The following is a 16,307-nucleotide window of genomic DNA, read 5'->3' as shown; positions in this document are numbered from 1 at the left end:
TGTCTCAGAAGGCTCCGGTGCCGTTCGGCGTGCCGAGGCCGGTCGGACCGTCCCAGCCGGTGCCCGCGCGGCACCACTTGGTCGTGGAGCAGCTGCCGTTGCTGCCCGAGGTCACGTCGAACAGCGCGGAGGAGTGGGCGTAGGGGTAGTTGTTGTCGATGTTCGCGGCGTTGCCGGCCAGGCCGTACACGCCGCTGATGATCGGCGCGGCGACGCTGGTGCCGCCGAAGACCATCCAGCCGCTCTGGCCCTGGTAGGCGGTGCTGTCGTAGACGGCGACGCCGGTGGCCGGGTCGGCCACGGCGGAGACGTCGGCGACGGCGCGGCGGGAGCAGCCGGTGAGGCCGGACTGGCCGCTCAGCGCGGTGTTGTAGCTGGAGCAGCCGCTGCCGGCGCCGCTCCAGGCGGTCTCGGTCCAGCCGCGGCTGTTGCTCGCGGTCTTCAGCGAGGTGCCGCCGACGGCGGTGACGTAGTGGGAGGACGCCGGGTACTCCACGCCGTAGCCGGCGTCACCGGAGCTGACCGTGATGGCCTTGCCGGGGTGGTTGTAGTAGGAGCCGTAGCTGGAGTCGGAGGCGTCGGAGCCGCCATAGCTGTTGCTGATGACGTTGGCGAGCCGGGCCGCGGTGTTCTCGGCGGTGCCCAGGTTGGCGAAGGACGCGGAGCTGGCCTCGACGAGGACGATCTTGCAGTTCGGGCAGACCGCGGAGACCATGTCCAGGTCCAGGGAGATCTCCTGCGCCCAGCCGCCGTCCTTCCTCGGGTAGGACGTGCCGCCGTTCTGGTCGACCTTCTTGAAGCAGCCGTTCGCGGTCGTGCAGGCCGGCAGGCCGTACTGGCTGCGGTAGACACCGAGGTCGGCCTCTGCGGTCGGGGCGTCGTAGGCGTCGACGATCGCGACCGTTTGGCCCGAGCCGGCGCTGGAGGACGGCAGTTTGTAGGCGCTCTGGAGGTTGGCGGGCGAGAGGCCGGACGGGGCGGCGGCCGCGGCACGCAGGGTCGTCGTGCTCGTGGCCACGTCGTTGCGCACGAGGGCGTTACAGCTCGCGTACCCGGCCCGCGCCGTCGCGCACGAGTGGTGGAAGGAGTGGGAGACGGCCGGCGCCTGGGGCGCGGCGTCGGCCGCCGAGGACAGGAAGGGGACCAGGGCGAGAACCAGTCCGCCCAGGATGGTCCCGGACACGCGTCGTCGCATGGGCTCTCCTCAGAGCTGGCGGGGGAACGACGAGCGAATCCTGGCATATAAGGCATCGCGCCATGAAGTACTGAATTCAGACTGGGTTTGCGATGAGTTCGGCACTTCTGTCAGAAGGCGATCGAGGCCGCCGGCCGCACGGCTGGCTGAAGAGAGTCAAGGATTGGCAAAGTCGCCTGATGCGGCACCGTACGCCGCACCGCTCGTCAGCGCGGCGCAACCGCCGGCAACCGCGATTTACGATTCCTGTCAAGCGAAATCAATGACGGTGTCGGACCACTGTCGGCCAGAGGTGTCGGCCCACGCGGCGGCCGTATGGAGAAAGAGCGCGGTCAGAGAGCCCCGGGGAGACCGCGCCCGTCGGATGGACCTTCCAGAACATGCCGGGGCCGCCCCGATGTCCGGAGACAGGGGCGGCCCGGTGGTCGTCCGGTCAGCCTTCGCGTTCCACCCGGATCGCGGCCTCCTCCGCGGTGAAGCCGCCCGTGTCCGGGCCGACGTCCTTGGCGATCTCCTCGCTCTCGGTGTCGTCGCGTACGCCCTCGTCCTGCTGGACCAGCCGTCCCGCGTTACGTGGGGTCTCCGTGGCTCCGCGGGCGCCGACGTCGGGCTCCTCGCGGCTCAGCCGGCCGTCCAGCGACTCGCCCTCACGCTCCTCCTCGGCGGTCGTACCGAAGTCCTCCACCGCCACGGGTTCGTCGCCGGGCACGGGCGCCTGCTGGGGATCCTCGGCCCACTGCTGCTCGGGATAGCCGTCCTGCAGGTCCGGAATCCCCTGTTCCTCCAGCTCCGAACGCGGATCACGGTTCGTCATGTCGGGCCCCCTCAAAGGGATCGCAGGGCCGGGAGGAGTTCACGCTCCGCCCAGCCGAAGAATTCGTCCTGGTGGTCGGCGCCGATCTGGACGAGGGCGATCTCGTCGAAACCTGCGTCGACGAACGGCTTGATCTTGCGGACGTGCTCGTCGACGTCCGGGCCGCAGGGCAGTTGCTCGGCGACCTGTTCGGGCGTGACGAACTCCGTCGCGGCCTCGAAGGCGGTCGGGCCGACGAGGTCCGCGTTGACCTTCCAGCCCAGCCCGAACCAGCGGAACTGCTCATGGGCGCGCTTCACCGCGGCGTCGCGGTCGGCGTCGTAGGCGACCGCGATCTGCCCGACGCGGGGCTTGCCCGCGCCGCCGGCCGCGTCGAACATCTCGCCCAGCTCCCGCTTGGGCTCCGTCGCGATCATGAGGTCGGCCTTCTCGCCGGCGAGGCGGCACGAACTCTTGCCGGACACCGCGACGCCGATCGGCACGCGGGTCTCCGGCAGGTCCCAGAGCCTGGCCTGCTCGACGTCGAAGTACTCGCCCCGATAGGCGACGTCGCCGCCGTCGAAGAGCTTGGAGATCACCTCGACCGCCTCGGTGAGCATCTCGTGGCGTACGCCCGCCAGGGGCCAGCCCTGCCCGACGACGTGTTCGTTGAGGTTCTCCCCCGCTCCGAGCCCGAGCCGGAACCGCCCGCCGGACAGGATCTGCACGGTCGCCGCCTTCTGGGCCACCACGGCCGGGTGGTAGCGGACGATCGGGCAGGTCACGAACGTCATCAGCGGGATCCGCTCGGTGGCCTGGGCGGCGGCGCCGAGGACGGACCACGCGTATCCGGAATGGCCCTGGGAGTGCAGCCAGGGCTGGTAGTGGTCACTTATCACCGAGAAGTCGAAGCCGGCCCGCTCGGCCGAGCGGACGTCGCGCACCAGCTGGTCGGGAGGTGCCTGTTCGCACATCATCGTGTATCCGAAAGCGGTCATCTCGGCGTTCCTTCCCTCCTCCGTGCTACGGGCGTCTGCCGGTACGGCCCGGTACGGCGAGCCCTACCCGGGCACGCGTCACGCATTCGAGGGTTACGGCCGGGTCCGCATCTTCAGGCGGCGGCGCCTGCGGGCTCTGATCAGGGACTGGCGCTGCTGCTCGGTGCGTCCGCCCCAGATGCCGTGCGCGATGCGGTTGGCCAGGGCGTAGCGGAGGCACTCGGCCTGCACGTGGCACCCTTCGCAGATGGCGCGGGCCCGGTCGACCTGGTCGGCGCCGACCTCGCTCGCGCTGATCGGAAAGAACAGTTCGGGATCCTCGTCCCGGCAGGCGCCCTCGGTCATCCAGGGCGCGGGGGCCATGTCGATGAGCGTGGTGGTCATGATTCCGTCTCTCGGGGAAGATTCGCGGGCGTACCCGCTCGTTCAGGTGGTGCGCGGGGCCAGAGGGGTGAGAGGGAGGACCGTCCCCCTGCGAGGACGGCCTCGCCTCCCGTTGGATCAGGGCTCCGGGCGGTCGACGTTGCCCCGCCAGGCGCCGGTCTCGTGGCCCCGGCGCTCGATGAACTCCTTGAACCGCTTGAGGTCGGACTTGGCCCGCCTCTTGAGCAGCCCCGCCTTGTCCGCGGCGGTCTCCAGGAACCCCTCGGGGTCGACGTCCATCTGCGTGGTGACACGCGTGGTGTCCGGACCCGTGCGGTGGAACGTCACGACACCGGCGTGCTCCGGCCCCTCGGTGGAGTGCCAGGCGACCCGCTCGTCGGGGATCTGCTCGGTGATCTGCGCGTCGAACTCACGCGTCACCCCGGCCATCTTGACGCGCCAGTGCGTCATCGTGTCGGTGACCTGGTTGACCTCTTCGACGCCCTCCATGAACTCCGGGAACTCCGCGAACTGCGTCCACTGGTTGTACGCCGTATGGATCGGTACGTTGACGTCCACACTTTCGGTAACGGTACTCATCGTGTACCTCCACTGTTCGTGTTCGGGTACATGGCTCGCGCTACCCGGGCTCACCTGGGACAAACAGGACGTGCCAAGATCCCTCCAAGTCGGGCAAAAGCACCGCTGACCAGGGCGTTGACCCACAGGCGCCACGGGCGCTGAATCAACGTCCCCCGGAGGGGGTAGGGCGGGCGCATGACCGAAAAAGAAGAACTTGGCCACGAACCCGAGACGACCGACGACCGCCGGTTCGCCCCGGTGAACCGCGGGTCGGACGCCCGCGGCCGTACCGTCCCGCCGGAGGAGGAGGGCATGTCCCGGCAGGAGGACGAGGCGGGCGGTACGGGAGTGCCCGGCGTGGACGTGGGGCACCCCGACGCGTTGCCGCCCGACGACGAGGGCGTACGCCGGGCGGAGGAGCACGACGACAGCCGGTGAGCGGCCGGCCGTCCCGGTCACCGTCGGTGAATCTCTCGAAATCGAGATTGATCGCCTCCGCCGCGGGTAGCGAGAGGCTCCGGCCGGTCAGCGTCGCCCGCTGACGGCGTCTCACTGGTCGAGAGGTGGTGACCACATGGCGGTCCGCCGGCAGCACACCGAGTCCGTCGAAGAGGTCCGTGTCCGGTTGCTGGCGCGGTTTCCGCACGAGGCCGTCGAGGTGAACCGGCAGTTCGACCTCGCGATCGCGTGCGCCGACCACCTCGGTGTCCGGCTGACCCCGCAGATGCTGGAGAACCTCGTCGTCGAGCGTCTCCAGGCCAAGGCCGCCTCCCGGCCGGCCCCGGTCCGCATCTCCCCGGCCGTCCCGCTCGTCTGCCGTGGTCCGCGCACCCCCGACGCCGGCTCCCGCCGGCCGGGTAGCGCCGCGCCGACGCGGGGAGGGAAGCGAACAACGTCGTCCACGGGGGATGCATGATGAGAGACCACCTGATCGCGGGAGTGCTGGCCGGAGCGGCCGGCACGGCGGCGCTGAACGCCGTGACGTACGTCGACATGGCGGTGCGCGGGCGGCCCGCCAGCGACATACCGGAGGAACTGGCCGGCCGCGCCACGGACTGCGCCGGCCTGGACCTCGGCGATGAGGAGACCGCCGCGAACCGCCGCCAGGGGCTCGCGGGCCTGCTGGGCATCGGCGTGGGCGTGGGGGTGAGCGCCGCGTACGGGCTGCTGGACGGCCTGGTCGGCGGCACCCGGTCCTCGGCGGGCGAGGTCGCGGCGGGCGCACTCGCCCTCGGCGTCGTGGCGATGCTCGGCAGCGACACCCCGGCCACCGCCGCGGGCCTGACCGATCCGCGCGACTGGCCGGCCTCGTCCTGGATCTCCGATGCGGTGCCGCACCTGGCCTACGGCGCGGTCGCCGCGATCGCCTACGACCGCCTGATCCGGCGGCGGTACCCCGGTTGACGTGCCCGAGCTGCCCGACGTCGAGGGCTTCCGCCGCGTCGTCGCCGACCACGGCACCGGCCGGCGGATCAGCTCCGTACGGGTGGACGACCCGCAGGTGCTGCGCGGCGTCTGGCCGGAGAAGCTCGCCGCGACGCTGACCGGGCTGTCGCTCGGCGAGCCCGAACGCCACGGCAAATGGCTGGCGGTGCCGCTGTCCGGCGACCCGGTCCTGCTCCTGCACTTCGGCATGACCGGCGCGATGGTGTGGGACGACGGCACGTCACCGGCGCACGCCCACGACCGGGTGACCTTCGTCCTGCCCGACGGCGAGTTGCGCTTCCGCGACATGCGCAAGCTGCGCGGCATCTGGCTCGCCGCCGACCGCACGGACGCCGACCGGCTGCTCGGCTCGCTCGGCCCGGACGCCCTGACGGTGGGCCGCGAGGAGTTCACCGAGGTCGTACGGGGCCGCCGTCAGGTCAAGGCGACACTGATGGACCAGTCGGCCCTCGCCGGCCTGGGCAACCTGCTGGCGGACGAGATCTGCTGGCGTGCGCGCGTGCACCCCCGCCGGCGCGGCGACGGCCTCACCGAGGCGGAGTTCGCCACGCTGCACCGGGCCATGCGCCGTGTCCTGCGCGGGGCGATTCCGACGGGCCGCGTCCCCGGCCGCCGTACGTGGCTGACCGGCCGCCGCGGCGACCCGGACCCGGTCTGCCCCCGCTGCGGCGCCCGTCTGTCGCACGGCCGCGCCGCCGGCCGCACCACCGTCTGGTGCCCCCGCTGCCAGCCGGAGCCGGAGTCCCGCTGACGGAACCGCCCGCGGCCCGAGATCCGCGGAACGACACCACGATGACGTCGACCGGCCGCCTCATGGGTGGCCGGTCGATGAGGTCCATGGGCAGGCGGGTAGGCAACTCGCGGTTCCGTGCAGGGCCCTCCCTCCCGAGATCCGCTCACGCGGGTTCTTCCGGAAGATCGTCGCTCTCCCGAATCATTCACACCTTTGACGACGTTCCGCTTGCGGATGACTGCGGTGCGTAGCACCATCAAGAGTCCCCAGACCTCCGAGATCGGTGCGGTCGAAAGAGGCATACGTGAAGACACCAGCGCTATTCCAGGCTTTTCGGAACGACACTCTCCCCGCTGGCGCGCAGTTGCTCCAGGCCGAGGATCCGGTCGCGGTCGGTGGCCACCGGCTGGCCGGGCGGCTCAGGTCCGGTGGTGCCGGGCTCGTCTACGTCGCGCACGGGCGCGGCTCCGGGCTCGTGACCGTCAAGACGGCCCACCCCGGCGCCGCCGCCGAGCCCGAACCGGTCCGCGCCCGCCTGCGCGCGGAGGCGGCGTGCGCGCGGCGGCTGCCGTCCTCCTGTTCGGTGCGGCTGCTCGACGACGGCACGGATCACACCCCGCCGTACCTCGTCAGCGAGCACCTCGACGGTCCCTCGCTCGAACAGATCGTCGACGTCAAGGGCCCGCTGGCACCCGCGCTGGTCACGGCCCTGGCCACCGACCTCGCCCAGGCCCTCTCCGCCGTGCACGCCGCGGGCGTCATGCACGGCGACCTGGCTCCCGGCAACGTGGTGTTCACCAAGAACGGCCTGCGCATCCTCGACTTCGGCGTCGCCGAGCACATCCCGGGCGATCCGGCCGAGATCGGCGCCGTCGCCGACAACCCCGGGTGGCTGGCGCCGGAGCTGCTCACCGGCGGCACGCCCGGCCCGACCTGCGACGTCTTCGGCTGGGGCTGCCTCGTCGCGTACGCCGCCACGGGCCAGAGCCCCTACCGCGAGACCACGCCCGGCGAGCCCGCCCGGTTCCGGCCCGTCGACACCGGCGCGCTCCGGCAACCGCTGCGCGCCCTGGTCGACGCGGCGGTCGCCGAAGACCCCGCCGTCCGCCCGTCCGCCGCCGACCTCGTCGTCCGGCTCGCCGCGCACGCCGAGCCGGACGATCTTCCGGTCTTGGCGGCGCCGGCCAGTCCGGCGACCATGCCCCCTCCCGTCGTGCCGCACCACGTACGGCCCCCGCGCCCGGGGCGGGGCCGCGCCCTCGTATCGGCGCTGCTCGTGCTCGCGGCGATCCTCATCGTGGTGCCCGCCGCCACCGAACGACCGGCCGCACCGCCGCCACCCAGGCCGAAGGGCCCGGCCGCCCCGCCCGCGAAACCCCGTCCGCGGCGCTCCTCCAACGCCGCCGCGATCGCGCTGTACGGCCGTCCGCGCACGACCGCACGGCGCACCCGGCCCACCCCGCACCGGCCGCCGCGCCTGCCCGGCGGCGCCCTCTGGATGTCCTGCTCCGGCAACCGCCCGAGTTGGTGCACGATGTCCGGCGCGCCGAACACCTCTCCCCCATACTCCGGCTGGCGGTTCAGCTGGGGTGGGGGCGGCTGAGCCGGGCGGATCCGGTCCACCCGTCTGCCGCGGAGCCGCATCGGCACACCCGGCATGGGGCAGGGCTTACGGGGTAGCGCGGGGCGGGGGCGCGGAAGGAGAGGATCTTGACTTCCTCCCCCTCGTGAGTGAGGGGGGTCCTACGGCTCGCGCCGTGGGGTTTCCTGCTTCAGTGCCGACAGCCCCGACCGGGAGGAGTCCCGTTGAGGTCTTGCACCGGCTCCACAGGCCGACACCGCCGGCCCGGCGGCCAGAATGTTCTTCGCCGCGTTCACGTCCCGATCGTGAGTCGCGCCGCAGCCGCACGTCCACATGCGGACGTTGAGGGGCATCGTGTCAGCCACGGTGCCGCAGGCCGAGCACAGTTTGGAGGAGGGGAACCAGCGATCGACCACGATCACCTCGCGGCCATACCATCGCGCTTTGTACTCCAGCATGCTTCGGAACTCACTCCACGCGGCATCGGAGATGGCGCGGGCCAGATGGCCGTTCTTCAGCAGATTCCGGACAGTCAAATCCTCGATCACGATCGTTTGGTTCTCACGAACGAGTCGAGTGGTGAGCTTGTGCAGACCGTCACGGCGCCGGTCGACGATCCGCGCGTGGACGCGGGCGACCTTCCGCCGTGCCTTGGCCCGGTTGGACCCATCACCCTTGGCCTTACGCGACAACGCCCGCTGCGCCCGGGCGAGCCGGGCGCGGTCCCGGCGTTCATGCCGGGGATTGGTGACCTTCTCCCCGGTGGACAACGTCAGCAGATGCTCCAGCCCGGCATCCACCCCGACCGCGTTGCCGTTCACGGGGAACGGCTGGATGCCGGGGTCTTCGCACAGCAGGGACACGAACCAGCGCCCCGCCGAATCCTGAGACACCGTCACCGTCGAAGGCTTCACGCCCTGCGGAAGAGGCCTCGACCAGACGATGCCCAGCGGCTCTGCCATCTTGGCGAGGGTCAGTGTCCCCTCCCGGAACCGCAACCCACTGGCGGTGTATTCGGCGGATTTACGGGACTTCTTCTTCGCCTTGAACCGTGGGTACCTGGCCCGTCTGGCGAAGAAGTTCGTGAACGCGGTCTGCAGGTGCCGCAGCACCTGCTGCAGCGGAACGCTGGACACCTCGTTCAGGAACGCCAGTTCCTCGGTCTTCTTCCACGCCGTCAGCATCGCGGAGGTGGCGTTGTAGCCGACGCGTTCCCGCCGCGACTTCCAGGCGTCGGTGCGGGCCTCCAGCACCAGGTTGTAGACCTTCCGCACGCACCCGAACGTGCGCGACGGCTCCGCTGCCTGCGCATCGGTGGGATAGAAGCGGTACTTGAAAGCACGCTTCACACGGAGGTGGTCACAGACCGCAAACTATCGTGTCAGCGTGTAACCATGTACGGGTTTTCGGGAGGTGGACGCCGAATCGCCGTGGCGGCGATTCGGCTACCTATGCCCTGCTCCGCAGGGGCTCGATTCCTCCCCGCCCTAAACGGCGGGGTTTCCTTGGAGGATTCAGATGAACACCGTGACCGACGCCGCCCGTGAGGAGCGACGTGAGTACAGCCAGGGCGAGGACCGCCCGCTGGGATCGTACGCGGCGACACTCGCCGTCTACGGCCTCACCGTCGGCGGCGGCGCACTGGTCGCGCGGCTGACCGGACGGCGCCCACCCGACCTCGGCCTCCGGGACGTCGCGCTGATGGCGATCACCACGCACCGGATCGCGCGGACCCTCGCCAAAGACCCGGTCACCAGCCCGATCCGCGCGCCGTTCACCCGCTACGCGGGCGTGTCGGGGCCCGCGGAGCTGAAGGAAGAGGCCCGTGGCACCGGCGTACGGCACGCGGTGGGCGAGCTCATCTCGTGCCCGTTCTGCCTGGCCCAGTGGGTGGCGACCGCCTACGCCGCGGGCATGATCTTCGCCCCGCGCACGACCCGTTTCGCCGGCGCGACGGTCACCGCGGTGGCGGCGGCGGACTGGCTGCAGCTCGCCTACGCCAAGCTGCAGCAGTCGGCCGAGGGCTGATCGACCGGGGGCCTCGCGATCAGCCCGCGCCGGGCAGCCGCACCGGAGCCGAGCTGGGGGTGTTGCTGGACCAGGCCCGTGGGCTGCTGGCCGATCCCACACAGTCGATGCTGGAGTTCGGCGTCGAGCCGAAGCCGAAGCCGACGCAGGATGGGGGAGCCGGCTGATGTTCGCCAATCTCACCGAACCATCAGCGCTGATCGTGCCGCCGGTCGTAATGAGGGCAGTCTGCCGATCGGCATCATCGCAGCGCTAGGACGTTAAACGCGCCAAGTACTTTGGGAAGGGTAAATCTTCCTTGACTCGATCGAGTCGAACTTACATTCGACCACCGCAGACGCTCCATATGAGTGCCCCCTAACGATCAGGCCAAGCGGAGCGCGACAACCGCATATGAACCCGGGCAACGCCGGAGCGAGGCGTATCCCAATCGGACGCAGACATACCGCGAATGTCGTTTTGGTGCACCTTCCGGGTACTGTCGTTATTGTGGCCGATGGATGGGATGGCGCTCCGCCCGCAACCTCGCCGGATTGCGCAGTCTGGCCGCCGGCTATCGCACTGGCGCTGTCGCCAATGGCGGCGTGTGTTGCGTCCAGTGGCGCCAGTAAGCCACAGGAGCGGACTTCTGTTCATGGCACCACCCCACGGTCCCCGAAGGTCCGACGTGCCATACTGCTTGGAAGGTCGGCCGACGGACGCCTCGTCGTCGCCAACGAACTCGGCGATCCGGCCAGCCCTCGGAGGGTGTTGGTCGTCGAATGCATCCACGGAGATGAATCAGCGGGCGTCGCAGTCGCCCGTGCGCCGGCAGCCGGCCCCGCTCCGGCCAACGCCGACCTATGGGTGATTCCGGCACTGAACCCGGATGGGATGGCGGCTCGGACGCGGGGCAACGCCCACAGCGTTGATCTCAATCGGAACTTTCCCGCCGGGTGGCGTCCTCTCGGGCCACCAGGGTCGGCTGACTTCGCAGGTAAAGGACCATAATCAGAGCCGGAGACCCGTTTGGCCGCTGCGCTGATTCCGTGATCGACACCTCCCAGGGGCCGAAGGCTACCGAGCGACGTTTCGCTCGCCAGGTGGGGCTGCCCGAGCGCTCGTTGACGCGGGTCGCCAAAAAGCGCTCCACAGACAAGCGGAGTGTCACCTCTCAGACTCATAGTGCGGAGAGCCCAAGCTTCAGGTGGACGCTTTAAGGAAATCAGGGAGCATGGCAATATTTCTGTTGGCCAGCGTTACCTCCGTCGGACCAGCCGTCCCAGTAGCCTTTCCAGTACGCCCCTTCTCGATCTCCCTGCCACGGAGGTGGCATGCCGAAGGTCGCGTCGCAGTATTGCCGGACATGTTCATCGCCAGCCGCATACCCGTCTGTATAGCCGCTCTGGTAAGGAGATTCGGCGGTGGGCTCCGCGAGGGAACTCGCCGCCATTGCGGCCGTCGTTCTCGCCGAGCCGGGCGCCGCGGACGCCTCAGACGCTACTGGACAACACAGGATGACCGTGAGGGCCGCCGAGGTAACGACCGTTCGCGACAGACACATGATTCCTCCTTTTAGGCCAGCGGATGACCGCACTGACCAAAGAAACGCATCTATCAGACCGGATTACTCCTGGACCAACACCGAAAGTAGCGTCGACCTATCCCTCGCTTTTCCGCCTCGACTCATGAGCATCGATAGCTGCTATCGCCAATTAGATGAGGCAAACGCGCCGATGCGCGTAACGCCATTTGCTGGCCGATATCTCTATTATCCAACTTCGATCCCAATTCCGCTACTCTTCCGTCGAGAGAACCTCGAATATTGGGTAAAATTAATCTCGTCACCACAATTGTACGATTGGCCTTACATGCCGCCTAAACGTTATGGACAAACTAGGTCAAGAATTTACGAATAGTTAAGGCGGGCAATACTTCCGCCTAATCCCACCTACTCTCTCTTGGTTGCCCGATCAGCTATCAAGGCGCACGGGCGTGTCACCCTCGCCGGACGTGTGCAGCGGCTGCCCTTGCCACGGGGATTGGTGAGCCCGATGACCGTTGTAGTGCGCTCCAGAGAACTTGCCGCCACGGTCTCTGATCAAGAAGGCGACCTGATCGGCGCGCTCCCCCAAGTCCATCAGCAGATTCCGTGCCTGCTGGGCCGTCCACGCACCGGTGGGTTGGCGGTGACGCCCAGGATGTGGACTCGGCGCGACGGTCACCGCGGTGGCGGCGGCGGACTGGCTGCAGCTCGCCTACGCCAAGCTGCAGCAGTCGGCCGAGGGCTGATCGACCGGGGGCCTCGCGATCAGCCCGCGCCGGGCAGGCGCACCCGGAGCACGCCGTCCCGTACCTCCGTCTCGAACACCGGCTGCGGCGCGGTGGCCGGGCCATGGGCGACCGAGCCGTCGGACAGCCGGAACACGCTGCCGTGCCAGGGGCACGTGACGCATCCGTCGCTGATCTCGCCGTCGGACAGCGGCCCGGACAGGTGACTGCACCGGTCGGCCAGCACGTCGGTGTCCTCGCCCCGCCGCAGCACCAGCAGCGGCACCTCGCCGAGCATCCTGCGCACCGGCCGCCCGTCGGGTAGATCGGCGAACGTGCCGAGGTCGTGCCAGCCGGGCTCCACCAGGTGCGGCACCGGCTCGGCGTGATTGACCCCTCCGGCCTGGCGGAACGACAGGCGCCCGCCGAGCAGCGCGCCGATGCTCGCCACGCCGAGACCCGCGTACCGCAGCGCCCGGCGACGCGCGGGCGTACGAGCGAGCAGCGACGCGCCGTACAGCCCGATCGCGGTGCCGTTCGCCAGCGCGTGCACGACACCGACCCGCATCTGCTGTTCGTGCTGCTCGGACCAGTCGGCCGTACCCGCCAGCACGGCGGGCGCCGAGATCAGCAGCCCGAACGCGGCCAGCCGCCGGGCGGCGTCGTCACCGCCGCGCCACAGGTCGAGCACCCCTGCGGACAGCCAGGCCCCGACGGAGGCCTGGACGAGCATCGGGTGAACGGGATGCCCCAGCCAGGTGCCGTGCAGAGTGTCACGCACGGGCCCGCGAGGCAGCCGCCGCGCCACCTTCTGCGTCGGCTCCACGACGCGATCGAGGACTTCCGCGTCCTCCAGCTTGTTAAGGATGTCCATGAGAGGCCGCTTCCCCCACACCCGTGATCGAACCATCAGCGCCGCACGACCGGTGCCGCGCCCTCGACACACCACACAGGCCGTACGGCGACCTAAATTCCCCATGCCGGCGGAGCGCCCCAGACGCAAAGGACGATTTGTCGGCCTCCGGCAGTCTGCGTACACGTCGGAGAGCGCCTGCCGGGCGTTCATCGTCTTTCGGCGAGTCCGAGAGCGAGGCCGCGATGACGTAGAGCGTGTCCCCAGGCTCACTTACCCGCAGTGCTACCTCCGTAAAGTGAAGGTATCGGGTGATCCGGTCATATCGAGATCGCCAGCCTCATCTGCGTATATATAAATTATGCTGCCTTGGCAGCTTACTGCCGCATCAGTGCGCCTTGCACTTTCATTGAGTGGCTCTTTCCATTCCACCACCTCGCCGGACTCTAGAAATTTTCATAAATCATTTACATGTCGTATCCGCGTTTTCTACCCTCCGTATCAAACGGTCAGCTAGACATGCGGGGAAGATAAATGCCGATCGTGCGAGAGCCGCTCAATCCCAAGATCTCTCTTTGGCACATGCTCGCCCATCTGCTCAGGTGGGAGCGCGAGAAGAACGGCCTGTCGCAGGCGCAGTGGGGCAAGATCGCCAGTGCCGCACCGTCGTCCGTCGCCAACATCGAGGCCGGCCGGAGAAAGATCGACGAGCGACAGGCGAAGATCATCGACAAGCACTTCCGGACCGGTGGCCTCTTCCAACTGCTGCTCTGGTACGCCCGAAACGGTCACAACCCGGACTGGGCCCAGTCGATCAGCGCATACGAGGCCGTCGCCCGAGCGATCAGGGTTTACCAGGGTCAGGTCATTCCAGGCCCGTTCCAGACCGAGGGTTACGCACGAGCGCTGCTGCTGGCGAGTAGCAAAGCCAAGGATCTCGAAGGAACCCTCGAGGCCAGGATGGAGCGACAAGCCTCGATCCTGGACCGGGCGGATCCACCCTACGTCTGGGCGCTACTCGACGAGAGTGTCCTGGACGACGACATCGGCGGCGTCGATGTCATGCAGGCGCAGCTCCGTCACCTGCTTGAACTGATGCAGCGGCCGCACATCTTCGTCCGGGTCGTTCCACGATCGGCGGGCGCTCATGTAGGAAAGGACGGTCCGTTTCGCATCGTTACTGTCGATTCGCGCGATATTGCTTACGCTGGAGCCCGGCGAGGCGGTCGGCTGATCGAGCTGTGTGACGAGGTCGAAGAGTTCCGGCTGGACTTCGACCTGATCGGACAGAAGGCGGCGTCCGAAGACGCCTCGCGCGTTCTGATCGAACGGCGATTGGAGGCACTCGGATGACGGTGCAGTGGCGTAAGAGCTCTGCCAGCACTGCGGTCGACGACGAGGCGTGCGTCGAGGTGGCGCCGGTTTCCCGGCAGGAGGTCGCCGCCCTGACGGCGCGGTTCGCGGGCGGCGGCATCGGTCGCTGAGTCGTACGGGGCGGTGGTCGGTCGCCCGGTCACCGATACCTTGCCCTGGAAGCGAATGAAAGGCGGGGATGTCGGTGTCCGGTGGACTGACCAACTGGGCGGGGAGCGTCACCTTCCAGGCGGAGCGGGTGGAGCGGCCTGGCTCGCTCGACGAGCTACGGGCGCTGGTGGCGAGAAGCTCCACGGTGCGGACGCTCGGCAGCGGGCACTCCTTCAACGACATCGCCGACACCTCCGGAGTGCTGCTGTCGCCGTCCGCCCTGCCCGGGGTCTTCGAGATCGACGGCGCCGCCCGTACGGTCCGGGTCGGGGCGAGCCTGCGGTACGCGGAGGTCGGCCGGCGGCTGCACGAGGCGGGGTTCGCGCTGGGCAACCTGGCCTCGCTCCCGCACATCTCGGTGGCCGGTTCGATCGCCACGGCCACCCATGGCTCCGGCGACGGCAACCGGAACCTCAGCGCCGCCGTGGCCGGGATGGAGATCGTCACCGCCGACGGTGACCTGGTCACGCTGCGCCGCGGCGACGAGGGGTTCGAAGGCGCGGTCGTCGGGTTGGGGACGCTCGGCGTCGTGGTGACGGTGACGCTGGACATCGTGCCCGCCTTCGACATGCGCCAGTACGTCTACGAGGGCCTGCCGTTCGCGACCTTGGAGGAGCACTTCGACGACGTCTTCTCCAGCGCGTACAGCGTCAGTCTCTTCACGGGCTGGCGCGGCCCGACGATCGACCAGGTGTGGATCAAGCGCCGCGCCGACCAGGACGCGAGCCCGCCCGGGGACTGGTTCACCGCGCGGCCGGCCGGCGAGCCCCGGCACCCGGTGCCCGGCATCTCCGCCGCGCCGTGCACCGAGCAGCTCGGCGTGCCGGGCCCCTGGTTCGCGCGGCTGCCGCACTTCCGGCCGGAGTTCACGCCGAGCAGCGGTGTCGAGCTCCAGTCGGAGTACCTCGTGCCCCGCACGCGTGCCATCGAGGCCCTGCGTGCGGTGGACGCGATCCGCGACCGGGTGGCCCCGGTACTCCAGATCTCCGAGATCCGCACCATCGCGGCGGACGACCTGTGGCTCAGCACCGCGTACGGGCGCGACTCGGTCGGCATCCACTTCACCTGGGTGAAGGACCTGGACGGCGTGCTGCCGGTGCTCGCCGCCCTGGAGGAGTGCCTCGCCCCGTACGAGCCCAGGCCGCACTGGGGCAAGCTGTTCACCACCGCACCCGAGGCGCTGCGCGCGGCCTACCCGCGCCTACCCGACTTCCATGCGCTCAGGCACCGCTTCGACCCGACCGGCAAGTTCACCAACGCGTTCCTCACCCGCCATCTACCAACCTGAACACGAGCCGACCAGCACAGAGGCCCCGGAGGCAGCAGCGGCAGCGGGATGGCACCCTCGCGATTGTGAGGGTGCCCCTCACCATGCCAGGCCCGGATGAAGGTGCCCCTCACCATGCCACGCACCGGTTACCTCGCGGCGGCCATCTCTCCCAGTTCCGACCAGGTGAGGGCGCCCCTCACCATCCCAGGCCCGGATGAGGGCGCCCCTCACCATGCCAAGCCCGGGCGAGGGTACCGCCACCATCCCAGGCCCGGGTGAGAGTGCCTCTCACCACGCCAGGACCAGGTGTGGGTGCCCCTCACCATGCCGGGCGCCGGTCAGTCTGGGACGGCCATCTCTCCCAGTTCGGACCAGTCGTCCTGGGGCACCGTGGTGTTCACGATGCGCGGGGTTTCGGAAAGGTGTGGCGGAAGCGTTCGCTGCGCCGTCTTGAAGTGATCGGACTGGACATGCGCCGCGCCGGCGTCGCCGTCGCGGAACGCCTCGACGAGGACGTACTCGTTCGGGTCGTCGAGGCTGCGCGACCAGTCGAACCACAGGCAGCCGGGCTCGGCGCGGGTCGCCTCGGTGAACTCACGAGCGATCTCCGGCCACCGATCGGCGTCCTCCGGCCGAACTCGGAACTTGGCGGTGATGAAGATCATGAGAACTCCTCATACTCGGTTGCGC

Annotated in this window: 18 protein-coding genes; 10 read left to right on the top strand and 8 right to left on the bottom strand. The window is 69.2% G+C overall.

The features are described from left to right. Window positions 1–4 precede the first annotated feature (4 nt). The 5 genes from ABEA10_RS37925 to ABEA10_RS37905 all read right to left on the bottom strand — a co-directional run bounded on the left by ABEA10_RS37925 (window position 5) and on the right by ABEA10_RS37905 (window position 3,949). Window positions 5–1,195, bottom strand: a complete 1,191-nt coding sequence (locus tag ABEA10_RS37925) for a S53 family peptidase (protein ID WP_345472353.1) — start codon at window positions 1,193–1,195, stop codon at window positions 5–7. Window positions 1,196–1,628: 433 nt separating this feature from the next. After that, the gene (locus ABEA10_RS37920) at window positions 1,629–2,009 is read right to left on the bottom strand and encodes a DUF5709 domain-containing protein (RefSeq protein WP_345472351.1); all 381 of its coding nucleotides are present in this window, start codon (window positions 2,007–2,009) and stop codon (window positions 1,629–1,631) included. An 11-nt stretch (window positions 2,010–2,020) separates the two neighbouring features. Then, window positions 2,021–2,986, bottom strand: coding sequence for an LLM class F420-dependent oxidoreductase (locus ABEA10_RS37915; RefSeq protein ID WP_345472349.1), 966 nt, complete (start codon window positions 2,984–2,986; stop codon window positions 2,021–2,023). Window positions 2,987–3,079: 93 nt separating this feature from the next. Then, window positions 3,080–3,370 carry a WhiB family transcriptional regulator gene (locus ABEA10_RS37910; RefSeq protein ID WP_345472347.1) on the bottom strand — a complete coding sequence of 97 codons (291 nt, stop codon included), beginning with the start codon at window positions 3,368–3,370 and terminating at the stop codon, window positions 3,080–3,082. Window positions 3,371–3,487: 117 nt separating this feature from the next. Then, window positions 3,488–3,949 carry an SRPBCC family protein gene (locus tag ABEA10_RS37905; protein ID WP_345472345.1) on the bottom strand — a complete coding sequence of 154 codons (462 nt, stop codon included), beginning with the start codon at window positions 3,947–3,949 and terminating at the stop codon, window positions 3,488–3,490. A gap of 177 nt (window positions 3,950–4,126) precedes the next feature. On the opposite strand from ABEA10_RS37905, the gene ABEA10_RS37900 reads away from it, so the two are divergent. The 5 genes from ABEA10_RS37900 to ABEA10_RS37880 all read left to right on the top strand — a co-directional run bounded on the left by ABEA10_RS37900 (window position 4,127) and on the right by ABEA10_RS37880 (window position 7,713). Continuing rightward, on the top strand, window positions 4,127–4,369 hold the full coding sequence (locus tag ABEA10_RS37900; RefSeq protein ID WP_329245165.1) for a hypothetical protein: 243 nt from the start codon (window positions 4,127–4,129) through the stop codon (window positions 4,367–4,369). Window positions 4,370–4,505: 136 nt separating this feature from the next. Further along, entirely contained in the window at window positions 4,506–4,847 is a 342-nt protein-coding gene (locus tag ABEA10_RS37895; protein ID WP_329245167.1) for a hypothetical protein, read from the top strand. Next, window positions 4,847–5,335, top strand: coding sequence for a hypothetical protein (locus tag ABEA10_RS37890; protein WP_345472340.1), 489 nt, complete (start codon window positions 4,847–4,849; stop codon window positions 5,333–5,335). The genes ABEA10_RS37895 and ABEA10_RS37890 overlap by 1 nt, the downstream gene beginning before the upstream one ends. A gap of 1 nt (window position 5,336) precedes the next feature. Further along, window positions 5,337–6,128: an Fpg/Nei family DNA glycosylase gene (locus ABEA10_RS37885; RefSeq protein WP_345472338.1), complete on the top strand. Its 792-nt coding sequence runs from the start codon at window positions 5,337–5,339 to the stop codon at window positions 6,126–6,128. 346 nt (window positions 6,129–6,474) lie between these two features. Further along, window positions 6,475–7,713 (top strand): serine/threonine-protein kinase, encoded by a 1,239-nt coding sequence (locus tag ABEA10_RS37880; RefSeq protein ID WP_345472336.1) that lies wholly within the window; start codon window positions 6,475–6,477, stop codon window positions 7,711–7,713. A gap of 140 nt (window positions 7,714–7,853) precedes the next feature. On the opposite strand, the gene ABEA10_RS37875 is transcribed toward ABEA10_RS37880, so the two are convergent. Continuing rightward, entirely contained in the window at window positions 7,854–9,041 is a 1,188-nt protein-coding gene (locus ABEA10_RS37875) for an RNA-guided endonuclease InsQ/TnpB family protein (RefSeq protein ID WP_345472334.1), read from the bottom strand. A 169-nt stretch (window positions 9,042–9,210) separates the two neighbouring features. Here ABEA10_RS37875 and ABEA10_RS37870 point away from each other — a divergent pair, with 169 nt between their 5' ends. Together ABEA10_RS37870 and ABEA10_RS51400 are read left to right on the top strand one after the other, a co-directional pair. Beyond that, window positions 9,211–9,720 (top strand): DUF1360 domain-containing protein, encoded by a 510-nt coding sequence (locus ABEA10_RS37870; RefSeq protein ID WP_345472332.1) that lies wholly within the window; start codon window positions 9,211–9,213, stop codon window positions 9,718–9,720. Between the two features lie 393 nt (window positions 9,721–10,113). Continuing rightward, window positions 10,114–10,710: a DUF2817 domain-containing protein gene (locus ABEA10_RS51400; RefSeq protein ID WP_425551014.1), complete on the top strand. Its 597-nt coding sequence runs from the start codon at window positions 10,114–10,116 to the stop codon at window positions 10,708–10,710. A gap of 1,300 nt (window positions 10,711–12,010) precedes the next feature. Here the strand turns inward: ABEA10_RS51400 and ABEA10_RS37865 are convergent. Continuing rightward, window positions 12,011–12,844 (bottom strand): Rieske (2Fe-2S) protein, encoded by an 834-nt coding sequence (locus tag ABEA10_RS37865; protein WP_345472331.1) that lies wholly within the window; start codon window positions 12,842–12,844, stop codon window positions 12,011–12,013. Window positions 12,845–13,357: 513 nt separating this feature from the next. On the opposite strand from ABEA10_RS37865, the gene ABEA10_RS37860 reads away from it, so the two are divergent. The 3 genes from ABEA10_RS37860 to ABEA10_RS37850 all read left to right on the top strand — a co-directional run bounded on the left by ABEA10_RS37860 (window position 13,358) and on the right by ABEA10_RS37850 (window position 15,635). After that, entirely contained in the window at window positions 13,358–14,176 is an 819-nt protein-coding gene (locus tag ABEA10_RS37860; RefSeq protein ID WP_345472330.1) for a helix-turn-helix domain-containing protein, read from the top strand. Further along, complete coding sequence (locus ABEA10_RS37855; protein ID WP_345472328.1) at window positions 14,173–14,307, top strand: DUF397 domain-containing protein; 135 nt, start codon at window positions 14,173–14,175, stop codon at window positions 14,305–14,307. The genes ABEA10_RS37860 and ABEA10_RS37855 overlap by 4 nt, the downstream gene beginning before the upstream one ends. A 68-nt stretch (window positions 14,308–14,375) precedes the next feature. Then, window positions 14,376–15,635 carry a D-arabinono-1,4-lactone oxidase gene (locus tag ABEA10_RS37850; protein ID WP_345472326.1) on the top strand — a complete coding sequence of 420 codons (1,260 nt, stop codon included), beginning with the start codon at window positions 14,376–14,378 and terminating at the stop codon, window positions 15,633–15,635. A 320-nt stretch (window positions 15,636–15,955) separates the two neighbouring features. Here ABEA10_RS37850 and ABEA10_RS37845 read toward each other — a convergent pair whose 3' ends face one another. Further along, entirely contained in the window at window positions 15,956–16,282 is a 327-nt protein-coding gene (locus ABEA10_RS37845; protein WP_345472324.1) for a putative quinol monooxygenase, read from the bottom strand. Window positions 16,283–16,307: the final 25 nt, after the last annotated feature.

The sequence above is a fragment of the Actinoallomurus oryzae genome (genome assembly GCF_039541955.1).
Lineage (GTDB): Bacteria > Actinomycetota > Actinomycetes > Streptosporangiales > Streptosporangiaceae > Actinoallomurus > Actinoallomurus oryzae.
The sequence above is the reverse complement of the archived record's forward strand: the minus strand, read 5'-3'. Positions and strand labels throughout refer to the sequence as shown.